Below are 16966 nucleotides of genomic sequence, written 5' to 3'. Positions count from 1 at the left end.
CCTCGACGCGGCCGGGGCCCATCTGCCAGCATGTGCCGGATCATCCCCCCGGGCCGCGGCCACCTGGCGTCGCCGTGCCCGCGCAAGGCTAAGGAGATCTTCCACCGTGGAACGCGAGGCGGCGATCGCCCAGTCCGCCGAGGCAATCCGCCTCCACAGCGGGCACCACATCCTCATCGAGGCCGGCCCCGAGCCCGTCCTCGACCGCCTCGGGCGCGACGACCGCGGCACACCGGACGGCCCCCTGCGGAACTGGACGTACGTCGTCAAGGACATGATCGACGTGGCCGGCCTGCCCACCACCCGCGGCTCCGCCCTGTACGGCGCCGAACCCGCCCTGGCCGACGCCCGCTGCGTCGAACTGCTGGACGAGGCCGGCGCGCTGCTGGTCGGCAAGGCGAACCAGCACGAGTTCGCCTGGGGCGTGACCAGCGAGAACCCGCACTGGGGCGACGTGGGCAACCCGCGCCACCCGCACCTGACCCCCGGCGGTTCGAGCGGCGGCACCGCCGCGGCGCTCGCGGCCGGGATCGCCCGGTTCGGGCTCGGCACCGACACCGGCGGCTCGGTGCGCATGCCCGCCGCCTGCTGCGGCGTGGTCGGTCTGCGCCCCCGCTCGGGGGCCGTGCCCGCCGCCGGGGTGGCGCCGCTCGCCCCGGCCTTCGACGTGGTCGGCCCGATGACCACGTCGGTCGCCGACTGCGCCCGCGTCTGGCAGGCGCTGACCGGCGGGGCCGTCGAGCCGCCCGACTCGCTGGCCGGGCTGGTCGTGGGCGTCGCGGAAGGCTGCGGCCAGGCCGGCGACTTCGCCGAGCTGGGCGCGCGGCTGCGCGAGGTGGCCCTGCCCGCAGAGGTGCTGGAACCGTACTGGACGATCGTGGGGGCGCAGGCGCGCCGGACGCACGAGGGCACCTTCCCCGAGTGCGCCGCCCGCTACAGCCCCGGGGTGCGGGCCAAGCTGGCCGCGGCCGGCGGCGTCGGCCACGAGGAGTACCGGCGGGCCGTCGAGCGGCTGGCGGCGCTGCGGGCCGCGTTCGTGGCCGCCATCGAGGGGATCGACCTGCTGGTCATGCCGACGCTCGGCGCGCCCGCGCCCCGGGTCGGCTGCGACGAGGCCCGGGTGCGCGGCGAGGTCGGCCGGATCACCGCGACGGTGTCGGCGCTCGGCCTGCCCGCCCTGGCCGTCGGCGACCTGCAGCTCGTCGCCACGAGCGAGGCCGCCGTGCTGCGGGCGGCGATGTGCAGGGAGGCCCGCGGCGGGACGATCCCCGAGCCGCGCTGATCCTCAAGGATCCGCTGGTCAGGACGCCCGGGGCAGGCTCCACGGATCCACCGGCACCACCTCGGCGCACCGGCCGTACGGGTCGAGCAGCCGCCCGTACAGCTTCGACTGGCGCAGCACGATCTGCCGGTCGGCCACGGTCACGTGCGGGAAGCGCTCCTCCAGCCGCACCACCAGCGGATGCAGGTCGGCCACGCCGTGCAGGCCCACCGTCAGCAGCATGTTGCGCGGCCCGGCGAGCGCCGCGCACGTCCGCGTCTCGGGCCAGCCGAGCAACGCCCGGCCGGTCTCCTCCAGCAGCGCGTCGGGCATCCGCAGCCACAGCAGCGCGGCCGAGTGCCAGCCCGCGTGCGAACGTGCCAGGTCGCAGCGGAAGTCGAGGTCGCCGGTGGCCACCAGCCTGGTCAGCCGGCGCTGCACCGTGCGCTCGGACGTGCCCACCGCCCTGGCCAGCTCGGCGTAGGGCGCGCGGCCGTCGGGGAGCAGGGCGGTGAACAGCCGCCGGTCGATCTCGTCCATCTCCCTGGTCGACTCCGGCGCGGCCGGCCGCCTGGCCAGGGCGGCGGCGGTGCGCGGCGGCAGCACCCGCAACCGCCAGCGGCACGACGCCTCGAACACCCGCGTGGCGACGTGCGTGCGGACCTTGGCCACGCCCGGCACCCGGGGCAGCGCGGTGAGCACGTGGTCGGCCAGGGCCGGCATCGACGGGGCCACCGCGATCACGAACAGGTCGTGCCCGGCGGCGACGTGCTGGACGGTGATCAGATGGCGCTCCCGCGCCAGCGCCGCCGCGACCTCGGCCGCCGCGCCCGCCGCGCAGTCGATCTCCAGGAACGCCATGCTCAGCGCGTGCATCTGGCGGGGGCCGAGGGCGACCGTGGTCCACGCCTCGCCGGTGCTCGTGAGCCGCTGCCAGCGCCGCGCCGCCGTCACCGGGTCGGCCCCGACGGCCGCCCCCACCTCCACCCAGCTCGCCCGCGGACTGATCTGCAGGGCGTCGATGAGCTCGAGGTCGGACTCGGCCAGCAGCGACGGCGGCTGCACGCCGGAATCCTGCACGGATCCTCCCTCGATGTCTGATTACTGCGTTCCAGCGGTCGGGACACCCTATACCGGGATCCTGGGCCCGACCGCCGTCAGGCGGAGTCACAGGAAAGGGAGACCCGCGGATGACCTCGCTCGGCCGGGCCAGGATGGTCGGCGTGCTGGGCGGCATGGGCCCGGCCGCCACCGTCGACTTCTACGGCAAGCTCGTGGAGGAGACCTCCGCGACCGGCGCCGCCGGCGACCAGGAGCACGTGCCGGTCGTCATCTGGGGCGACCCCCGCGTCCCCGACCGGTCGACGAGCCTGCTCGGGCAGGGTGCGGACCCGACCCCGCAGTTGCGGCGCGGCGTCGAGGCGCTCGGACGGGCCGGGTGCGAGGTGCTGGCGGTGCCGTGCAACACCGCGCACGCGTTCGTGCCGCGCCTGGCCGAGGAGGCCGGGCTGGAGCTGGTCAGCATCGTCGAGGTCACCGCCGCCGCTCTCGCCGCCGACGGCGTCCCCGCCGCCGGGCTGCTGGCCACCACCGGCACGCTCCGCGCCGACCTGTACGGCCCCGCGCTGCGACGGCACGGCGTGACCCCGGTCGAGCCGGACGAGCCCGGCCAGCGCGAGGTCATGGCCGCCATCGCCGCCGTCAAGGGCGGCCGTGCCGGCCGGGAGCACGCCGACGCGCTGGCGGCCCAGGCCCGCTCGATGGCCGCGCGCGGCGCGCGGCGCGTGGTGGCCGCGTGCACGGAGGTGCTGCTCGCCCTGGACCCCGCCACGGTCCCGGTCCCCGTCGTGGATCCCGCCCGCCTGCTGGCCCGCGAGGTCGTCCGCGTGGCGCTGGCCATTCGCGCCTGAGCCGGCGTCGGTTCACTCCCGCCCCTCAAGTCACATCCAAGCCACTTCCAAACGCCGGATGGTGGGCTTGGCGCATGAGCTGAGGACGTGTCCGCACGTCCGCGAGCCGGGGGGCTCGCAGCTCGATGTGAAGGGAGGTATCGACCATGAGCAAGAAGATCGTGAGTCTGGACGATCTGGGTGACGAACTGGCGGTGATCGACGAGGCCGATCTCGGCCTCGTCGCGGGCGGCATGCGGATGCAGCGCTGCTACGGCACCAACGGCAACCCGCCCACCGACTGGGTCTCCGACTACTGATAGAGACGATTCGCGGTCGCGTGGGAGGGAGCGTGCCTTCCTCCCACGCGGCTGGGGGGACACGTGCTACTGATTCTGAGCGAGCCCGGCGACGCGACCGTGGACCTGGTCCTGCCCAAGCTGAAGGCCCGGGGCGCGGACGTCCTGTGGTGGGATCCGGGCGAGTACCCGTCCGCCGCCCGGCTGACCGCGCGCTTCGGTGCGGACGGTGAGGAACTGGTCCTGACCAGGGACGGGCAGATCTTCGACCTCTCCGGCACGACGGCCGTCTGGACCCGGCGCCCCGGACGCCCGCGCGCCGCGGACGACGTCACCGCGGGCGACCTCCGCGCGCGGGTGGACGAGCTGTCGGAGTGGTTCACGGACGGCTTCTGGGACCTGCTGGACGCGCGCTGGCTGCCGGCCCGCCAACCGGTGCTGCGCAGGGCGCACAACAAACTGGTCCACCTGGCCCTGGCCCGGCGGCTGGGCTTCGCCGTGCCGCGGACCGTGATCACCAACGACCCGTCCGAGCTGGTGCCCGCCTACGAACACGCGGACGGGCGGCTGATCGCCAAGGCGATGGAGCACACCCTGTTCGAGATCGACGGCGGCGCGCACGCCGTCTACACGACCGTGGTCACCCGGCGGTCACTCGGCGGCCGGGGGCGGATCGGCCACGAGCCGGTCATCCTCCAGCCGTACGTGCCCAAGGCGGTGGAGCTGCGGGTCACCGTGGTCGGACGGCAGGTGTTCTCCGCCGAGATCGCCTCCCAGGACTCGCCGCGCACCCGCGACGACTGGCGTCACTACGACTTCGCCCGCGCCCGCCACAGCGTGCACCACCTGCCGGACGACGTCGCCCGCCGCTGCGTCGACCTGGTCGCCGCGCTCGGCGTGTCCTTCGGGGCGATCGACCTCATCCTCACCCCCGACGGAGAGTACGTCTTCCTGGAGATCAACCCCAACGGCCAGTGGGCCTGGATCGAAGACCTGACCGGCCTGCCCATCAGCGACGCCATCGCCGACTGGCTCACCGCCGGAGAAACGGACGCGCAATGACTCAGCTCTCCCTCGGGCCGGCCCTCGAAAGCGGCGTGAACCTGCTGCGCGGGCTGACCCGCCGGCGTTCGGCCGTGGAGGAGGCCCGCCGCACCGCCGCCGCCTGGGCCCAGGCGCACCCGCGGCTCGGCGCCCAGCTCGTGACCAGCCCGCGTCCCGGCTCGCCGGTCGTCGACTACGACCTGCTGCTCGACCACCCGTCGGGCGGCACCATCATGCTCGGCGTGCAGGCCGAGGACGGCACGTCCTGGCTGGTCGACCACTCGACCCACTGGGCCGCCGGTTTCGTGCTGACCGTGGACGGGACGCACGTGTCGGTGTCCGAGGCGATGCTCATGCTGCGTTCGCTGGCGCGTCCCGGGATGTCGCCGCAGGAGGAGCTGGTGCGGTTCTGCGTGCTGCGCAACGCCGCTGAGCGGGAGGAGGTCGGCCTGGCGGACGTCCAGGCCGCCGCGGACGGGTTCCGCAGGCGGCGCGGCCTGCTCGGCCACGACACGATGGCGGCGTGGCTGGACCGGATGGGCATGAGCGCCGAGGCGTTCCACGACCACATGACCATGACCGCCAAGGACCAGCGGTTCCGCGGCCGGAAGCGGGCCGAGCTGGCTCCCGCGTACCTCGACCGCCATCGTGACCGGTTCGCGCGGGTCCGGGCGGCCTGGGTGCTGTCGGACGACCCGGTCGAGGCCGCCGAGCTCGACGGGCCTCTCGCCGGCCGCTGGGACCTGCGGCTGACCAGGGCCCGGACGTGGGCGGGCGAGCTGCCCGTACCGCTGCGGGAGGTGCCGGCCGGTGGCGCCGCCGGCCCGGTCCCCTTCGCGGAGGGCTTCCTGACCGGCCAGGTCGTCGAACGGCAGGAGGCCGTGGCGGACGCGGCCACGCTGAAGGCCGCCGGCGAGGCCGCCTTCGAGGAGTGGCTGACCGGCGCCGCCCGGGAGGCCCGGATCACCTGGCACTGGCTCTGACGCGTCCGGCGCCCTCAGCGCCGGACCATTTGAAGTGATTTATCCGGGCATGTCGGTGCCTTCGGGTACTGTGCCGCACGTGCGGCGGATGATCACCTCTCGGGGCTTGTGGTGGGCGCTCGCGGCGGCGGCCGTGGCGGTGGCGGCGGTCGGGTTCCTCCGCCGCTCGCGAACGCCGTACCCCGCCCCGCCCGGCGAGCGTCCGGCTCTGGAAGGACCGCCTCCCGAGCGGGACGCTCCGCCGCCGTGGCCGCCCGTCCCGATCCTCGGCACGCCGACGAAGGCGGACGTCGAGCGCTACGCCACCAGACCGGCCGGCTTCTTCGACCACCCCGCCGTCGCCGCCTTCCTCGCGGAGCGGCAGCCCCTCGACGGCCCCACCCGGCGGCGGCTGAACCGCTGGGCCGCGGTGGCACTGGCGGTCGTCCTGCTGGCCGGGAGCGCGCAGGTCCTGGAGTGGGCGGTGTTCTCCAAGGGCGGCTACCCGGCCGAGGAACACTTCGGCGGCTGCGCCCCGGCCTACGCGAACGCCGGCGTCCGCTGCGTGGTGGACCCGGACATCGAATGGGGACCGGCCGCGGAGCCGGTTCAGGCCGAGCAGCAGCACGCCGAGTCGCAGGAGCCGCCTGCCGCCCGGCAACCGGCCGCCGACGCCGACTGCACCCCCGGGACGGCCCAGCCGCACGTACGCGCGATCAACCCCGAGGTCACCCGCGCGGTGAACCGGCAGTGGCGGCGGATCGAGACGTGGCTGAAGGCCAACGCCCCCAAGAGCTACCGCACGCTCGGCGCGCCGGGAAGGGCGCGGACCATCGCGGTCGCCGAGGCGCAGACGGGCCTGTCCTTCCCCGACGACCTGCGGGCCTCGCTGCTGCGCCACAACGGTTCCGTCAACACCGAGGGCACCTGGCCCTTCGGCTTCCTGGGCAACGTGAACGCCACCATCCGCCAGATCCGCGACCACTGGCGCACCCTGTGCGAGATCGACGACACCGACGACTCGGACGACCCCCGCACCGAATGGTGGGACGGACGCATGATCCCCGTCGGCTACGACGGCATGGGCAACAGCCTGGTGATCGACTCCGTACGCCGCGACGTCGGCGAGACCGACCACGAGGGCAGCATGAGCTTCACCCCCGGCGGGATCCGCATCCGCTCCTACCACGCGCTGCTGAAGGCGACCGCCGACGCCCTGGAGACCGGCGGGACCGTCGGCTACTGGAAGCCCGAGGCGGTCATCGGCGAACTGGAGCGGACCATCCCCTGACCCACCCGCAGTCACCACCCGTCGACATCGCCGGCCGTGGGTGCCACGATGCGTGGATGATCGCTCCGCAGGCGACCACGCCGTCCGGGCGGCGCGTGGCCATGAGGCTGGTCCTGGCCGCCGTGGTGGGAGCCGCGCTCACCGTCGCTCTCCTCACCTGGGCCATCGTGATGCCGGTCCTCATCCCCTCGTCGCAGGCGCGCTACTGCGGCGAGTACACCGGCTGCGTCGGCTACCTCTTCCTGGTCTGGGAGTACGGCCGGTGGGTGGCGGTGGCCGCCGCCTGGCCGTTGTTGCGCCTCCTGCGGGTGCGACCGGCGTGGCGGGCCGCCCTGATGGCCGCGCTGTTCCTGGTGGCCGTCTGGCAGGTGGCGCTGGTGCTCCTCTCGGACGGCTCCGGCAGCGGCTTCGCCCTCATCATCCTCAGCGGCCTGATCGCCTACCCGGCGGCGGCCTGGACGACCATGCCGCACGTCGCCCGCGCCGTCCCGATCGTCGCCGCGGGCGTCGCCCTCGCGGTCTGCGCCGTCACCTGGCCGCTCGTTCAGTGAGGCGCAAGCGGGCACGCGGCCCGCTCCTAGTGATCGCCAAGACGCCCCCAAGTGCCTCCTGCGACCGTGAGTGCGCGACATTCACCACGACAGAGGGGGACGTTCCCAGATGAACGACTTCGAGACCGGCGCCCGCGAGCTCGACGACAACGAGCTCGCCGCCGTCACCGGCGGCATGTGGGCCAACTACGACTGGATGAACTACGACTGGCGCGACGCCGTCATCGACGCCCTGCCGTAACCACGCGGCACGCCGCCGGGGCCGCCCCACACAGGGGTGGCCCCGGCCTCGCGCCGGATCAGGGCCGGCTCATCGTCCGGATCACGACGGTCGCGGTCGCCGTGGCCACGAGGTCGCCGCCCGGGCCGAGGAGCTCCCCGGCGAGGAAGCACACGTCTCTGCCGCGCCTGACCACGCGCCCCCGCCCGACCAGCCGCCCGGGCCGCGCGGGACGCAGGAACTGCACATGGAGGTCGAGGGTCGGCGCGAACTGGTCCTCCGGCAGCGTCGCCACCAGCGCGGGCCCCAGCGTGTCGTCGAGCATCGCGGCCAGGAAGCCGCCCTGGACCACGCCGACCGGGTTGGCGAACTGCTCGCCCGCCCGGAACGCCACCTCGATCGTGCCCGCCTCCGGATCGACCTCGACGAGCTCCCAGCCGAGCAGTGCCGCCGCCGGCGGTGGCGGCACCCGCCCGGCAACCATGTCCCAGAACATTCCGCGCCTGTCCGCGTGCGTGGTCATGCCCGCCATTGAACAGCCCGCCACCGACAGTCCGGCGGCCATGGGGCTAGTCCCCGAGCTCGGCGAGGAAACCGGCGACCGGGCCCAGCGTGATCAGGCCGCTGCCCGCTCCGGCCAGCTCCGCCGCGGCGGGGGTGAGCGCCTGGCGGGCGCGGGCCGCCGCCCGCCGGTCGCCGACCGCGACGGCGGCTCTCGCCACCAGGCACCACATGGCCTCCATCAGCAGGTCAGGGGGCGGCTCCGGGATCCGGCCGACCGCCTCGGCGGCCTCCGCTCCGCGCCCTTCCGCCAGCAGGACGAGCGGCCGCACCCACGGCTCGTACGGCCCCCACTCCACGGCGCCTCCATCGGCCTCGCCCAGGATCGGCAGGCCGTGCCGCACCCGTACGGACAGCAGCGCGAGCGGCAGCAGCCCTCGCCGCAACCCCGGCATGCCGACGTCGTCCAGCCGGGCCGCGGCCGCCCGGTAGGCCGCCTCCTCCTCGGCCGCCGGCACCCGCCCGCCGGCCGCCTGCCGCAACACCCGGTACCCGTCGGTGAACACGCTGACCAGCGGCAGCTCGTTCCGTTCGGCCAGCCGGTCGGCGGCGGCCGCGTGCCGGTCGGCGGCGCCGAACTCGCCGAGCGCCCCCAGCGCCTGGACGCGCACGAGATGCCCCAGCACCTCGAACGTGACCAGCCCGTGCCGCGCCGACAACGCGACCAGCTCGGCCCCGATCCCGTCCCGGTAGGAGGCCAGCCCCGCCCGCTCGAACGCCTGCATGAACACCCCGTTGAGCGCGAACGCCAGCAGCGCCGGGTCGTCGAGGCGGCGGGCGATGCGCTCGGCCTCGGCGGCGGCCAGCGGGCCCCGGGCCGACCGGGTGCCGCGCGACTCGACGGCGATCGTGGCCAGCAGCCGCGCCCGCGCCGCCTCGGGCGCGCCGGGCGGCAGTCCGGCCAGGGCCCGTTCCGCCGCGGCGACGACCTGGGCCGCCTGCTCGGGGTCGTCCGACCGGGTCCAGATCGCCGGGACGTCGTAGGCGCCGATCACCCGGGCGGTCAGCTCCGGATCGCCCAGCTCCTCGGCCGCCGCGATGGCCGCCGTACGGTGCCCGCGTGCCGCCTCCAGGCCGCCGCCCCCGGTCACCGCGAGGTTGCGCAGCAGGCCGACCGTCGACTCCAGCCGCGCCCGGGCCCCGGCCCCCACCGTGCGGTCGTACGCCTCGGCCGCCTGCGCCCACACCCGGGCCGTGGCGTCGGCGGGGGCGGCGAGGCCGCGGTCCTGGTGCAGGATGTCCGACTCCAGGCGGCGCAGCCGGGGCCCGGGGTCCACGCCGAGGTGCTCGGCCAGGAGCGTCCGCGCCCGGCGCAGCACCGCCAGGGCGTCCCCCTGGCGTCCGGTGCGGTAGAGGGCGAGGGCGAGCAGCCGCCAGGCGTCCTCCCGCCAGGGGTGCTCGGCGACGTGCGAGTCCAGGTCGGGGACGGCCTCGGCGGCCCGGCCGAGCGCCAGTTGCGCCTCGGCCCGAAGCTCGACGGCGTGCAGCCGCAGCTCGGTCAGGCGGGCACGTTCGGCGCGCGCCCAGTGCTCGTCGGCGAACTCGGCGTAGGCCGGGCCGCGCCACCAGCCGAGCGCCTCCGCCAGCCGGGCCGGTTCCGGCGGGCCGGCGGTCACGGCCCGTTCGAAGCGCCAGGCGTCGACGGCGTCGGGATCGGCGCGCAGGGCGTACCCGGGGCCCTCGGTGACCAGCAGCCGGGCGGGGGCGCGCGGCGGGCGTGCGGGCTCCAGCGCCCGGCGCAGGGCGGCCACGAACGTGCGCACCGCGCCCACCGCGTCCGGCGGCGGATCGTCCCACAGGTCCGCCACCAGGCGCGTCACCGGGACGACGCGGCGCCGGGCGACGATCAGCCGGGCCAGCACGGCGCGGTGCCGCGGCCCCTTCAGCGGGATCGGCTCGCCCTCGTCGTCCCAGGCCGCCACCGGCCCCAGCACCCCGAACACGCCCCCCATCCTTCCTGCTCACCGGATGCTCATCCGCCCCCGGCACGCTGGGAACCGACCCGGTCACCCATCGAAGGAGGGCACCTCATGACCATCCCCGGATTCGACCACCGCCGCGTTCCCGTCGCCGACGGCGTCATGCTGCACGCGGCCGTCGGGGGCTCGGGCAGCCCGATCGTGCTGCTGCACGGCTTCCCGCAGACCCACCTGATGTGGCGGCACGTCGCCGCCGACCTGGCCGCCGACCACACCGTCATCTGCCCCGACCTGCGCGGTTACGGCGCCAGCGACAAACCGGCCGAGACCGGCCGAGACGTCTACTCCAAGCGGACCATGGCCGCCGACGTGGTGGCCCTGGCCGCGGCTCTCGGCCACGAGCGCTTCGCCCTGGCCGGGCACGACCGCGGCGCGCTGGTCGCCTTCCGCGCCGGCCTCGACCACCCGGCGGCGATCAGCCACCTGGCCTGCCTCGACGTGCTGCCGACCCTCGACATGTGGGACGTCATGCGTGGCGTCACCGCCGCCGTCGGCTTCCACCTCTACCTCATGGCCCAGCCGCCCGGCCTGCCCGAGCAGCTCATCGGCGCGAGCCCGGACGCCTTCTTCGGCCACTTCCTCGACCTGTGGACCAACGACCCGGCGGCGATCCCGGCCGAGGTACGGGCCGCGTACCTGGACGCCTGCCGGGCCGCCGTGCCGTCGATCGTGGCGGACTACCGCGCCTCGGCCGGGATCGACGTCGAGCACGACCGCGCCGACCTGGCCGCGGGCAACCGGCTGGGCATGCCGGTGACCGTGCTGCAGCAGGACTGGGGCGCCGCCCTCGGCTACGACGCCGCGGCGCTGTGGCGGGCCTGGGCGCCCGACCTGCGGCACGACACGGTCACATGCGGACATTTCATGGCCGAGGAGTCTCCCGCCGAGATCGCCCGGGCGCTCCGCGAGCTCATGGCCCGGTAGCCAGCTCTCCTGGTCAGGGGCAGTCTCGTAACTTAAAGTAATTGACATGTCACGGTAAGTTATTCGACAATGACAGCGCCAAATGAGGTCGTCCTTCCGGCGGGAAAAGTACGGGCCGGAAAGCCGAGTACGCGACGGAGTAGAGGCGCTCGCCAGCATGTTGCACGCATTCATCGTCGGGATGGGCAGGTCCGGCGCAGGGCTGCATCTGCCGTCCCTGGCCAAGGTGCGCGAGGCGGCCCCCGGGCTGCTGGCGCCCGACCCGGTCGTCGTCCTCGACCCCCTCCTGCCGCCCGGCGGTGTGCGGGGAGCGGTGACGGCCGGGTCGCCCGAGGAGGCCGCCGCGCTGGCGCCGCCCGACCGGACCGTCGTACACCTGTGCACCCCGCCGCACGTCAGGGCAGGGATGCTGGCCCGGCTGGCGCCGCTCGGCTACCGCAAGTTCATCGTGGAGAAGCCGCTCGCGCTCGACCTGGTCGGGCTGGCCGCCGTGGCCCGGGTGCGCCGGCGCTGGGGCCTCGACCTCACGGTCGCCACCCACTGGCTCGACAGCACGCTCACCGGCCGGTTGCGGGCGGCGATGCGGGCCGAGGAGTTCGGCCCCCTGCGGCAGATCCGGGTCGTGCAGAACAAGCCCAGGTTCACCCGCAGCGCGGCGCGTCCCGACGCCACCACGGCCTTCGACATCGAGATGCCGCACGCGCTCGCCGTGGTGCTCAGCCTGGCCGGCGGCGCCCGGATCTCGGCGGCGTCCTGGGAGGACATGGTCACCGAACGCCTCCGGCTGCCCCGGCTCGGCCGGGCCAGGCTGCGGCTCGACCACTACTCGGGGGTGCGCACGGAGATCGACTCCGACCTGACCTCGCCCGTCCGGGAGCGGCGCATCACCCTGCACTTCGAGCACGGCACGCTCACCGGCCACTACCCGTGCAGCGACGCCGACCACACCGCCCAGCTCAGGGTGGCCACGGCCGAGGGCGAACGGCGTACGGTGTTCACCGACGACGCCCTGCCCGCCTTCCTGCTGGCCGCCTACCGCCGCTACGCCCGCGCCCGCCGCTCGCCCGGCGCGCTGCCCGTCCAGGTCGACGCCGTGCGACTGCTCACCGAGGCCAAGCACCTGTGCGCGGCGCACGAGCCGGGGCGTGAGGAGGCGCCGCGTGCAGGCACCACCTCCTGAGCTGGCCGGCATCGGCGACGAGGCCGCCCCCGACCTCGACGGCCAGCTCGCCGCCGTGGGGGAGCTGGGCTGGAACCGGCTGGAGCTGCGCACGGTCGACGGCGTGCCGGTCGCCGCGCTCGGCGAGCAGGCGTTCCGGCGCGCGGCGCGGCGGCTGCGCGAGGCGCGGGCCGAGGTCGTCGCGGTCGCCTCGAAGATCGGCGACTGGTCGCGGCCGGTGACCGGCGACTTCGCGCTCGACCTCGCCGAGCTCGACGTGCTGGCGCGCCGCTGCCCCGTGCTGGGGACGCGGCTGGTGCGGATCATGTCCTTCCCCTCGGGCGGCCTGCCCGAGCCCGAGTGGGGGCGAAGGGTCCGCGACCGGCTGCGCGAGCTGGCCCGCCGGGCCGAGGACGCCGGCCTGCTGCTGGTCCACGAGAACTGCGCCGGCTGGGCGGGCGACCGCGCCGACCGCATGCTGGACCTGGTCACCGGGATCGGCAGCCCGGCGTTGCGGCTGCTGTTCGACATCGGCAACGGCGTCGCCCACGGCTACCCGGCGGCCCCGATGCTGCGCGAGGTCGTCCCGTACGTCGCGCACGTCCACGTTAAGGACGCCGTCACCGGGCCCGGCGGCGAGGTCGTCTACGTGCTGCCCGGCGAGGGGCGGGCGGGCGTCGCCGAGTGCCTGCGCCTGCTGTCCGCCCACGGCTACGCCGGCGCCCTGTCCATCGAGCCGCACCTGCGGCTGCGCCCCCACCTCGACGACCCGGGCGCCGGCGACCGGGCCGCGTTCGTCCGGTACGGGCGGGCGCTGGAACGGCTGGTGGGGCAGGTCGATGGACGTTGACGCCGTGCCTCTCGACGCGGTGGAGCGCGACCTGCTGCTGAGGCTGCTGCGGCTGCCCACGGCGGGCCCGCTGGAGACCGGACCGGCCGGACCGCCGCCGCGGCTGCGCGAGGCCCAGGAGCAGTACGCGCGGGCCGCCGCGCCGCTCGGCTTCCGCACCGTGCGGCACACCTCGGTGCGCCCGGCCGAGCTGGACCGCGCCGACGTCCCCGCGCCCGTGCGCGAGGCCCTTGACCTGCCCGGCTTCCTGGACGGCCAGCCCAGCCTGGTGCTGCGGCTGGGCCCCGGCCTCCCGGCGTCCCGCACGGTGATGTTCAACGTGCATCTCGACACGGTCGCCGGCGGCGGACCGGCCGGCTTCGACGGCGAACGGTTCCACGGCCGCGGCGCGATCGACGCCAAGGGCCCGGCCGTCGCGTTGCTGGCCGGGCTGCGGGCGGCGCGCGCGTGCCGTCCGGCCATCGGGCGCGAGGTCGGGGTGCTGATCCAGGCCGTGGCGGGCGAGGAGGGCGGGGCCATGGGCGTGCTCGGCACCCGCCCGCTCGTCGAACGCGGCTACGTCGGGCGGCTCAACGTCTTCTGCGAGCCCACCGGCGTACGGTTCCTGCCGCGCAGCACGGCCGCCGCGACCGCGCGGATCGTGGTGGACGGCGACCACGCCGTGGACGACCGCCCGGCCGCCGGGCACAACGCCACGGTCCTGCTCGGCTTCCTGGCCCAGCACCTGGCCAGGGCGCTCGACCCGGACACCGTGTGCGTGGCGGGCCTGCACACCGGCACCCGCCACAACCAGGTGTACGGCCGCGGCTCCCTCCTGCTCAACCTGCCCTACGCCACCCCCGCCACCGGACGGCGCCTGGAAGGGGACCTCGCACGGGCCCTGGACGACGGGCTCGCGGCCTTCGCGGCGGCCTTCGGCGGCACCGCCCTGTTCGCCAGGACCGCCCGCGACGCCAGGGCCGTCACCCGGTTGGAGTGGCGCAAGCGCCGCCTGCCCGTGCTCGACGACCGCGACGCGTGGGGGCACGCGCTCCTGCGCGACCGGGCCGGGATCCCGCCCTGGCCCGCCGGAGAGCCGGCGTTCACCTGCGACGCCATCTGGATGGCGGGCGTCGAGGGCGCCTGCACGGTCGTCCTGGGGCCGGGCGACCTGGCCGGCAACAACGCCCATGCCGAAGGGGAGTTCGCGCGGGCCGCCGAACTCGCCGGGTTCGCCGCCGCCGTGGCCCGGCTGATGATCGCCTTCACCGACGACAGGATTGGACGAGGAGCATGAACCCCACCGCCTCACCCGCGACGGACGCACCGCCCGCGCAGCCGTACCCGCCGGTCCCGAGGGTCGCCCGGCAGCCGGCGCGGGCCGCCGTACGGGTGCGCCACGACGACCTGCTGGACTTCGTCGCCGCCGTGTTCACCACCCGCGGCCTGGCCCCGGAACGAGCCCGCGAGGCCGCCGCCGCGCTGTGCTACGGCGACCTCGTCGGCATGACCTCGCACGGCCTGGCCAACCTGACCCGGCTCTACCTGCCGCTGTTCGACGAGGGGCGGGTCGATCCGCTGGCCGAGCCGTCCGTGCTGGCCGACCGGGGCGCGGCCGTGCTGCTCGACGCCGATCGCGCGCTGGGCCTGTGGGCCGCCGGCCTGGCCATGGAGATCGCCGCGGGCCGCGCCTCGACGTACGGCGTCGGCCTGGTCTCCGTACGCGGGGGCACCCATCTCGGCTGCGCCGGACACCACGCGCTGCGCGCGGTCGAGTACGGCATGGTCGGCGTCATCGCGAGCAACTGCGGCCGGCAGCGCATCGCCAGACCGCCCGGCGGCGCGGTGGCGATGCTGGGCACCAACCCGATCAGCGTCGCGGCCCCCGCGGGCGGGCATCCGCCGTTCGTGCTGGACATGAGCACGACGGCCATGCCCACCGGGCGGGTCAGGCAGGCCGCGCGGCACGGTGACGAGCTGCCCGAAGGGGTGCTGGCCGGCGACGACGGCGCTCCCGTGACCGACGCGGCGGCGTTCGACGAGGGGCGGGCGCACCTGCTCTGGCTGGGCGGCCAGGCGGGGCAGTACAAGGGCTTCGGGCTGGGGGTGGCGGTCGAGGTGCTGGCCGCGCTGGTGTCCGGCGCGGGTCTCGGCGCCCACCCCGACGCCCACGCCGGCGACGGCGGCCCGACCGGGCGTGACGACGACGTCGGCTTCCTCGCCCTGGCCGTCGCGCCGGGGGCGTTGCGCGAGGGCATGGAGGGCGACGCGGCCACGATGTTCGGCGCGCTGCTCGGCTGCCCGCCCGCAGACCCCGGCTCGCCGGTGAGCTATCCCGGCTGGCACGAGCACCGCCGGGCCGAGGAACACCGGCGCTCGGGCGTCCCGCTCGCCACGGACCTGTACGACGAGCTGGCCGCCCTGGCCGCCGTCACCGGACTCGACGCCCCCGCCCTGGTGGTGGAGCGGTGAGCGCCCGGCTGCGCGTCGCGGTCATCGGGCTCGGCGTGATCTCGCGGTTCTACCTGGCGGCCCTGCACAGCTCGTCCGGGCTGCGGCTGGCCGCGGTGTGCGACACCGATCCGCGCGCCCTGGAGGGGCACCGCGTCCCCGGCTACCGCGACCACGTCCGGCTGCTGGAGGAGGAACGGCCCGACGCCGTCGTGGTCACCGTCCCCAACGACCTGCACGCCCGGGTCTGCGCCGACGCGCTGGAGCGGCGCATCCCGGTCTGCGTGGAGAAGCCGCTCGCCCTCGACGCCGCGCAGGGCAGGCGGCTCACGGAGCTGGCCGCGAGCTCGGGCGTGCCGCTGTTCACCGCCTTCCACCGGCGCTACAACTCCGCCGTCGGACGGCTGCGCGCGGCGTGCGCGGGCGCCCGCGTCGAGGAGCTGACCGTGCGCTACCTGGAACGCATCGAGGACCACGCGGGCGACGACTCCTGGTACCTGGACGTACGGCGCTGCGGCGGCGGCTGCGTCGCCGACAACGGGCCCAACGCCTACGACCTGGTGGACCTGCTGCTCGGCCCGGCGCACGTCGTCTCCGCGCACGTCGACCGGGACGCCGCGGGAGCCGACCGGCAGGCGGACGTCGAGCTGCGCGCCGGCGCGGCCCGCGCGCGGATCCTGCTCGACTGGTCCTACCCGGGCGAACGCAAGGACCTGCAGGTGCGCCTGGCCGACGGCCGCACCCTGTACGCCGACATGCTGGCCGGCCACTCCGGCTTCAAGAACTCCCTGTGGCACGAGTACGAGGGCGTGCTGGCCGCGTTCGAACGCTCGGTGCGCTACGGCACCCCCGACGGCGAGGGCGGCCTGCCCGCCCTGCGCTTCGTCGAGGACGTCTACCGCCTGGAGAAGGCCGGCGCGGGACGGGGGGCCGCGTGAACCCCGACGAGGACGGCCCCAAGACCGCGGTCACCGGGACGCTGCTCAAGGTGCTGGTGCACCGCAGGCAGGACCGCGGCATGCGGCTCGAACCGCACGCCAGCCGGTGCGTGCGCGCCGGCGAGGTGCACGAGCTGGTCGCCACCGACCACACCGAGACCGACGCGGGCGCCAGGATCGACCGGGTCGCCTTCCTGGGCTTCGCCGAGATCGTCGCGGCCGGCGTGCTGGACCGGGGCGACGAGGTCTGGATCGGCGGGCGCCGGGTCGGGGTGCTGCTCGGCTTCGACGCCTGCCACCTGCCCAACCACTACAACGTGCTGATCCACAGTGATCCCGCCGTCACCGGCCGGGAGCTGGGGCTGATGCCGGGCGAGCCGCTGGTGTTCAGCCAGGCACTCCCGGAGGACCCCGACGAGGGCGGCGCCCGGGTCTTCCGCTGGCCCCTGCTGTAGAGCCGTTCTAGGGACTTCCGATTACTTTCCGTTACCTCTGGTTTACCTTCAGTCACTCAGGGTAATCTATTGATTGCGCACAGTAGTGGGAACCGCTTGTTTTCGAGCCCCACTAGAGGTCGCGTCCTTCCCCCCGATGATCCCCACGACGGC

18 protein-coding genes are annotated in these 16966 nt (G+C 75.3%); 15 read left to right on the top strand and 3 right to left on the bottom strand.

The features are described 5' to 3' along the window. Positions 1-106: 106 nt before the first annotated feature. A complete protein-coding gene (locus ABZ444_RS20690; protein WP_357999082.1) occupies positions 107-1282 on the top strand; it encodes an amidase in 1176 nt (391 codons plus the stop codon). A gap of 18 nt (positions 1283-1300) precedes the next feature. Here ABZ444_RS20690 and ABZ444_RS20685 read toward each other — a convergent pair whose 3' ends face one another. Next, complete coding sequence (locus tag ABZ444_RS20685; protein ID WP_357999079.1) at positions 1301-2341, bottom strand: AsnC family transcriptional regulator; 1041 nt, start codon at positions 2339-2341, stop codon at positions 1301-1303. A 110-nt stretch (positions 2342-2451) separates the two neighbouring features. On the opposite strand from ABZ444_RS20685, the gene ABZ444_RS20680 reads away from it, so the two are divergent. The 7 genes from ABZ444_RS20680 to ABZ444_RS20650 all read left to right on the top strand — a co-directional run bounded on the left by ABZ444_RS20680 (position 2452) and on the right by ABZ444_RS20650 (position 7538). Continuing rightward, entirely contained in the window at positions 2452-3171 is a 720-nt protein-coding gene (locus ABZ444_RS20680) for an amino acid racemase (RefSeq protein ID WP_357999076.1), read from the top strand. Positions 3172-3317: 146 nt separating this feature from the next. Next, positions 3318-3470 (top strand): hypothetical protein, encoded by a 153-nt coding sequence (locus tag ABZ444_RS20675; protein WP_357999073.1) that lies wholly within the window; start codon positions 3318-3320, stop codon positions 3468-3470. Between the two features lie 63 nt (positions 3471-3533). Beyond that, positions 3534-4511 carry an MvdC/MvdD family ATP grasp protein gene (locus tag ABZ444_RS20670; protein WP_357999070.1) on the top strand — a complete coding sequence of 326 codons (978 nt, stop codon included), beginning with the start codon at positions 3534-3536 and terminating at the stop codon, positions 4509-4511. Continuing rightward, on the top strand, positions 4508-5476 hold the full coding sequence (locus ABZ444_RS20665; RefSeq protein ID WP_357999067.1) for a TIGR04500 family putative peptide maturation system protein: 969 nt from the start codon (positions 4508-4510) through the stop codon (positions 5474-5476). The genes ABZ444_RS20670 and ABZ444_RS20665 overlap by 4 nt, the downstream gene beginning before the upstream one ends. 88 nt (positions 5477-5564) lie before the next feature. Further along, a complete protein-coding gene (locus ABZ444_RS20660) occupies positions 5565-6746 on the top strand; it encodes an SMI1/KNR4 family protein (RefSeq protein WP_357999064.1) in 1182 nt (393 codons plus the stop codon). A 56-nt stretch (positions 6747-6802) separates the two neighbouring features. Beyond that, positions 6803-7297, top strand: coding sequence for a hypothetical protein (locus ABZ444_RS20655; protein WP_357999061.1), 495 nt, complete (start codon positions 6803-6805; stop codon positions 7295-7297). Between the two features lie 109 nt (positions 7298-7406). After that, positions 7407-7538: a bacteriocin gene (locus tag ABZ444_RS20650; protein ID WP_352353089.1), complete on the top strand. Its 132-nt coding sequence runs from the start codon at positions 7407-7409 to the stop codon at positions 7536-7538. Between the two features lie 58 nt (positions 7539-7596). Here ABZ444_RS20650 and ABZ444_RS20645 read toward each other — a convergent pair whose 3' ends face one another. Then, on the bottom strand, positions 7597-8040 hold the full coding sequence (locus tag ABZ444_RS20645; protein WP_357999059.1) for a PaaI family thioesterase: 444 nt from the start codon (positions 8038-8040) through the stop codon (positions 7597-7599). Between the two features lie 46 nt (positions 8041-8086). Then, positions 8087-10030 (bottom strand): BTAD domain-containing putative transcriptional regulator, encoded by a 1944-nt coding sequence (locus ABZ444_RS20640; protein ID WP_357999056.1) that lies wholly within the window; start codon positions 10028-10030, stop codon positions 8087-8089. Positions 10031-10108: 78 nt separating this feature from the next. On the opposite strand from ABZ444_RS20640, the gene ABZ444_RS20635 reads away from it, so the two are divergent. The 7 genes from ABZ444_RS20635 to ABZ444_RS20605 all read left to right on the top strand — a co-directional run bounded on the left by ABZ444_RS20635 (position 10109) and on the right by ABZ444_RS20605 (position 16813). Further along, on the top strand, positions 10109-10981 hold the full coding sequence (locus tag ABZ444_RS20635) for an alpha/beta hydrolase (protein WP_357999053.1): 873 nt from the start codon (positions 10109-10111) through the stop codon (positions 10979-10981). A 157-nt stretch (positions 10982-11138) separates the two neighbouring features. Then, positions 11139-12161 carry an oxidoreductase gene (locus ABZ444_RS20630; RefSeq protein ID WP_357999050.1) on the top strand — a complete coding sequence of 341 codons (1023 nt, stop codon included), beginning with the start codon at positions 11139-11141 and terminating at the stop codon, positions 12159-12161. Beyond that, positions 12142-12990, top strand: coding sequence for a sugar phosphate isomerase/epimerase family protein (locus tag ABZ444_RS20625; RefSeq protein ID WP_357985436.1), 849 nt, complete (start codon positions 12142-12144; stop codon positions 12988-12990). The genes ABZ444_RS20630 and ABZ444_RS20625 overlap by 20 nt, the downstream gene beginning before the upstream one ends. Further along, positions 12980-14266: a M20/M25/M40 family metallo-hydrolase gene (locus ABZ444_RS20620; protein WP_357999047.1), complete on the top strand. Its 1287-nt coding sequence runs from the start codon at positions 12980-12982 to the stop codon at positions 14264-14266. The genes ABZ444_RS20625 and ABZ444_RS20620 overlap by 11 nt, the downstream gene beginning before the upstream one ends. Next, complete coding sequence (locus ABZ444_RS20615; RefSeq protein ID WP_357999044.1) at positions 14263-15441, top strand: Ldh family oxidoreductase; 1179 nt, start codon at positions 14263-14265, stop codon at positions 15439-15441. The genes ABZ444_RS20620 and ABZ444_RS20615 overlap by 4 nt, the downstream gene beginning before the upstream one ends. After that, on the top strand, positions 15438-16358 hold the full coding sequence (locus tag ABZ444_RS20610) for a Gfo/Idh/MocA family oxidoreductase (protein WP_357999041.1): 921 nt from the start codon (positions 15438-15440) through the stop codon (positions 16356-16358). The genes ABZ444_RS20615 and ABZ444_RS20610 overlap by 4 nt, the downstream gene beginning before the upstream one ends. Beyond that, positions 16355-16813 carry a hypothetical protein gene (locus ABZ444_RS20605; protein ID WP_357999038.1) on the top strand — a complete coding sequence of 153 codons (459 nt, stop codon included), beginning with the start codon at positions 16355-16357 and terminating at the stop codon, positions 16811-16813. Before ABZ444_RS20610 ends, ABZ444_RS20605 begins: the two co-directional genes overlap by 4 nt. The last annotated feature ends 153 nt before the right edge of the window (positions 16814-16966 follow it).

It is taken from the genome of Nonomuraea sp. NPDC005730, from assembly GCF_040630865.1.
Classification (GTDB): Bacteria; Actinomycetota; Actinomycetes; order Streptosporangiales; family Streptosporangiaceae; genus Nonomuraea.
Note: the sequence above shows the minus strand (reverse complement) of the source record. Positions and strands in the feature narration are given on the sequence as shown.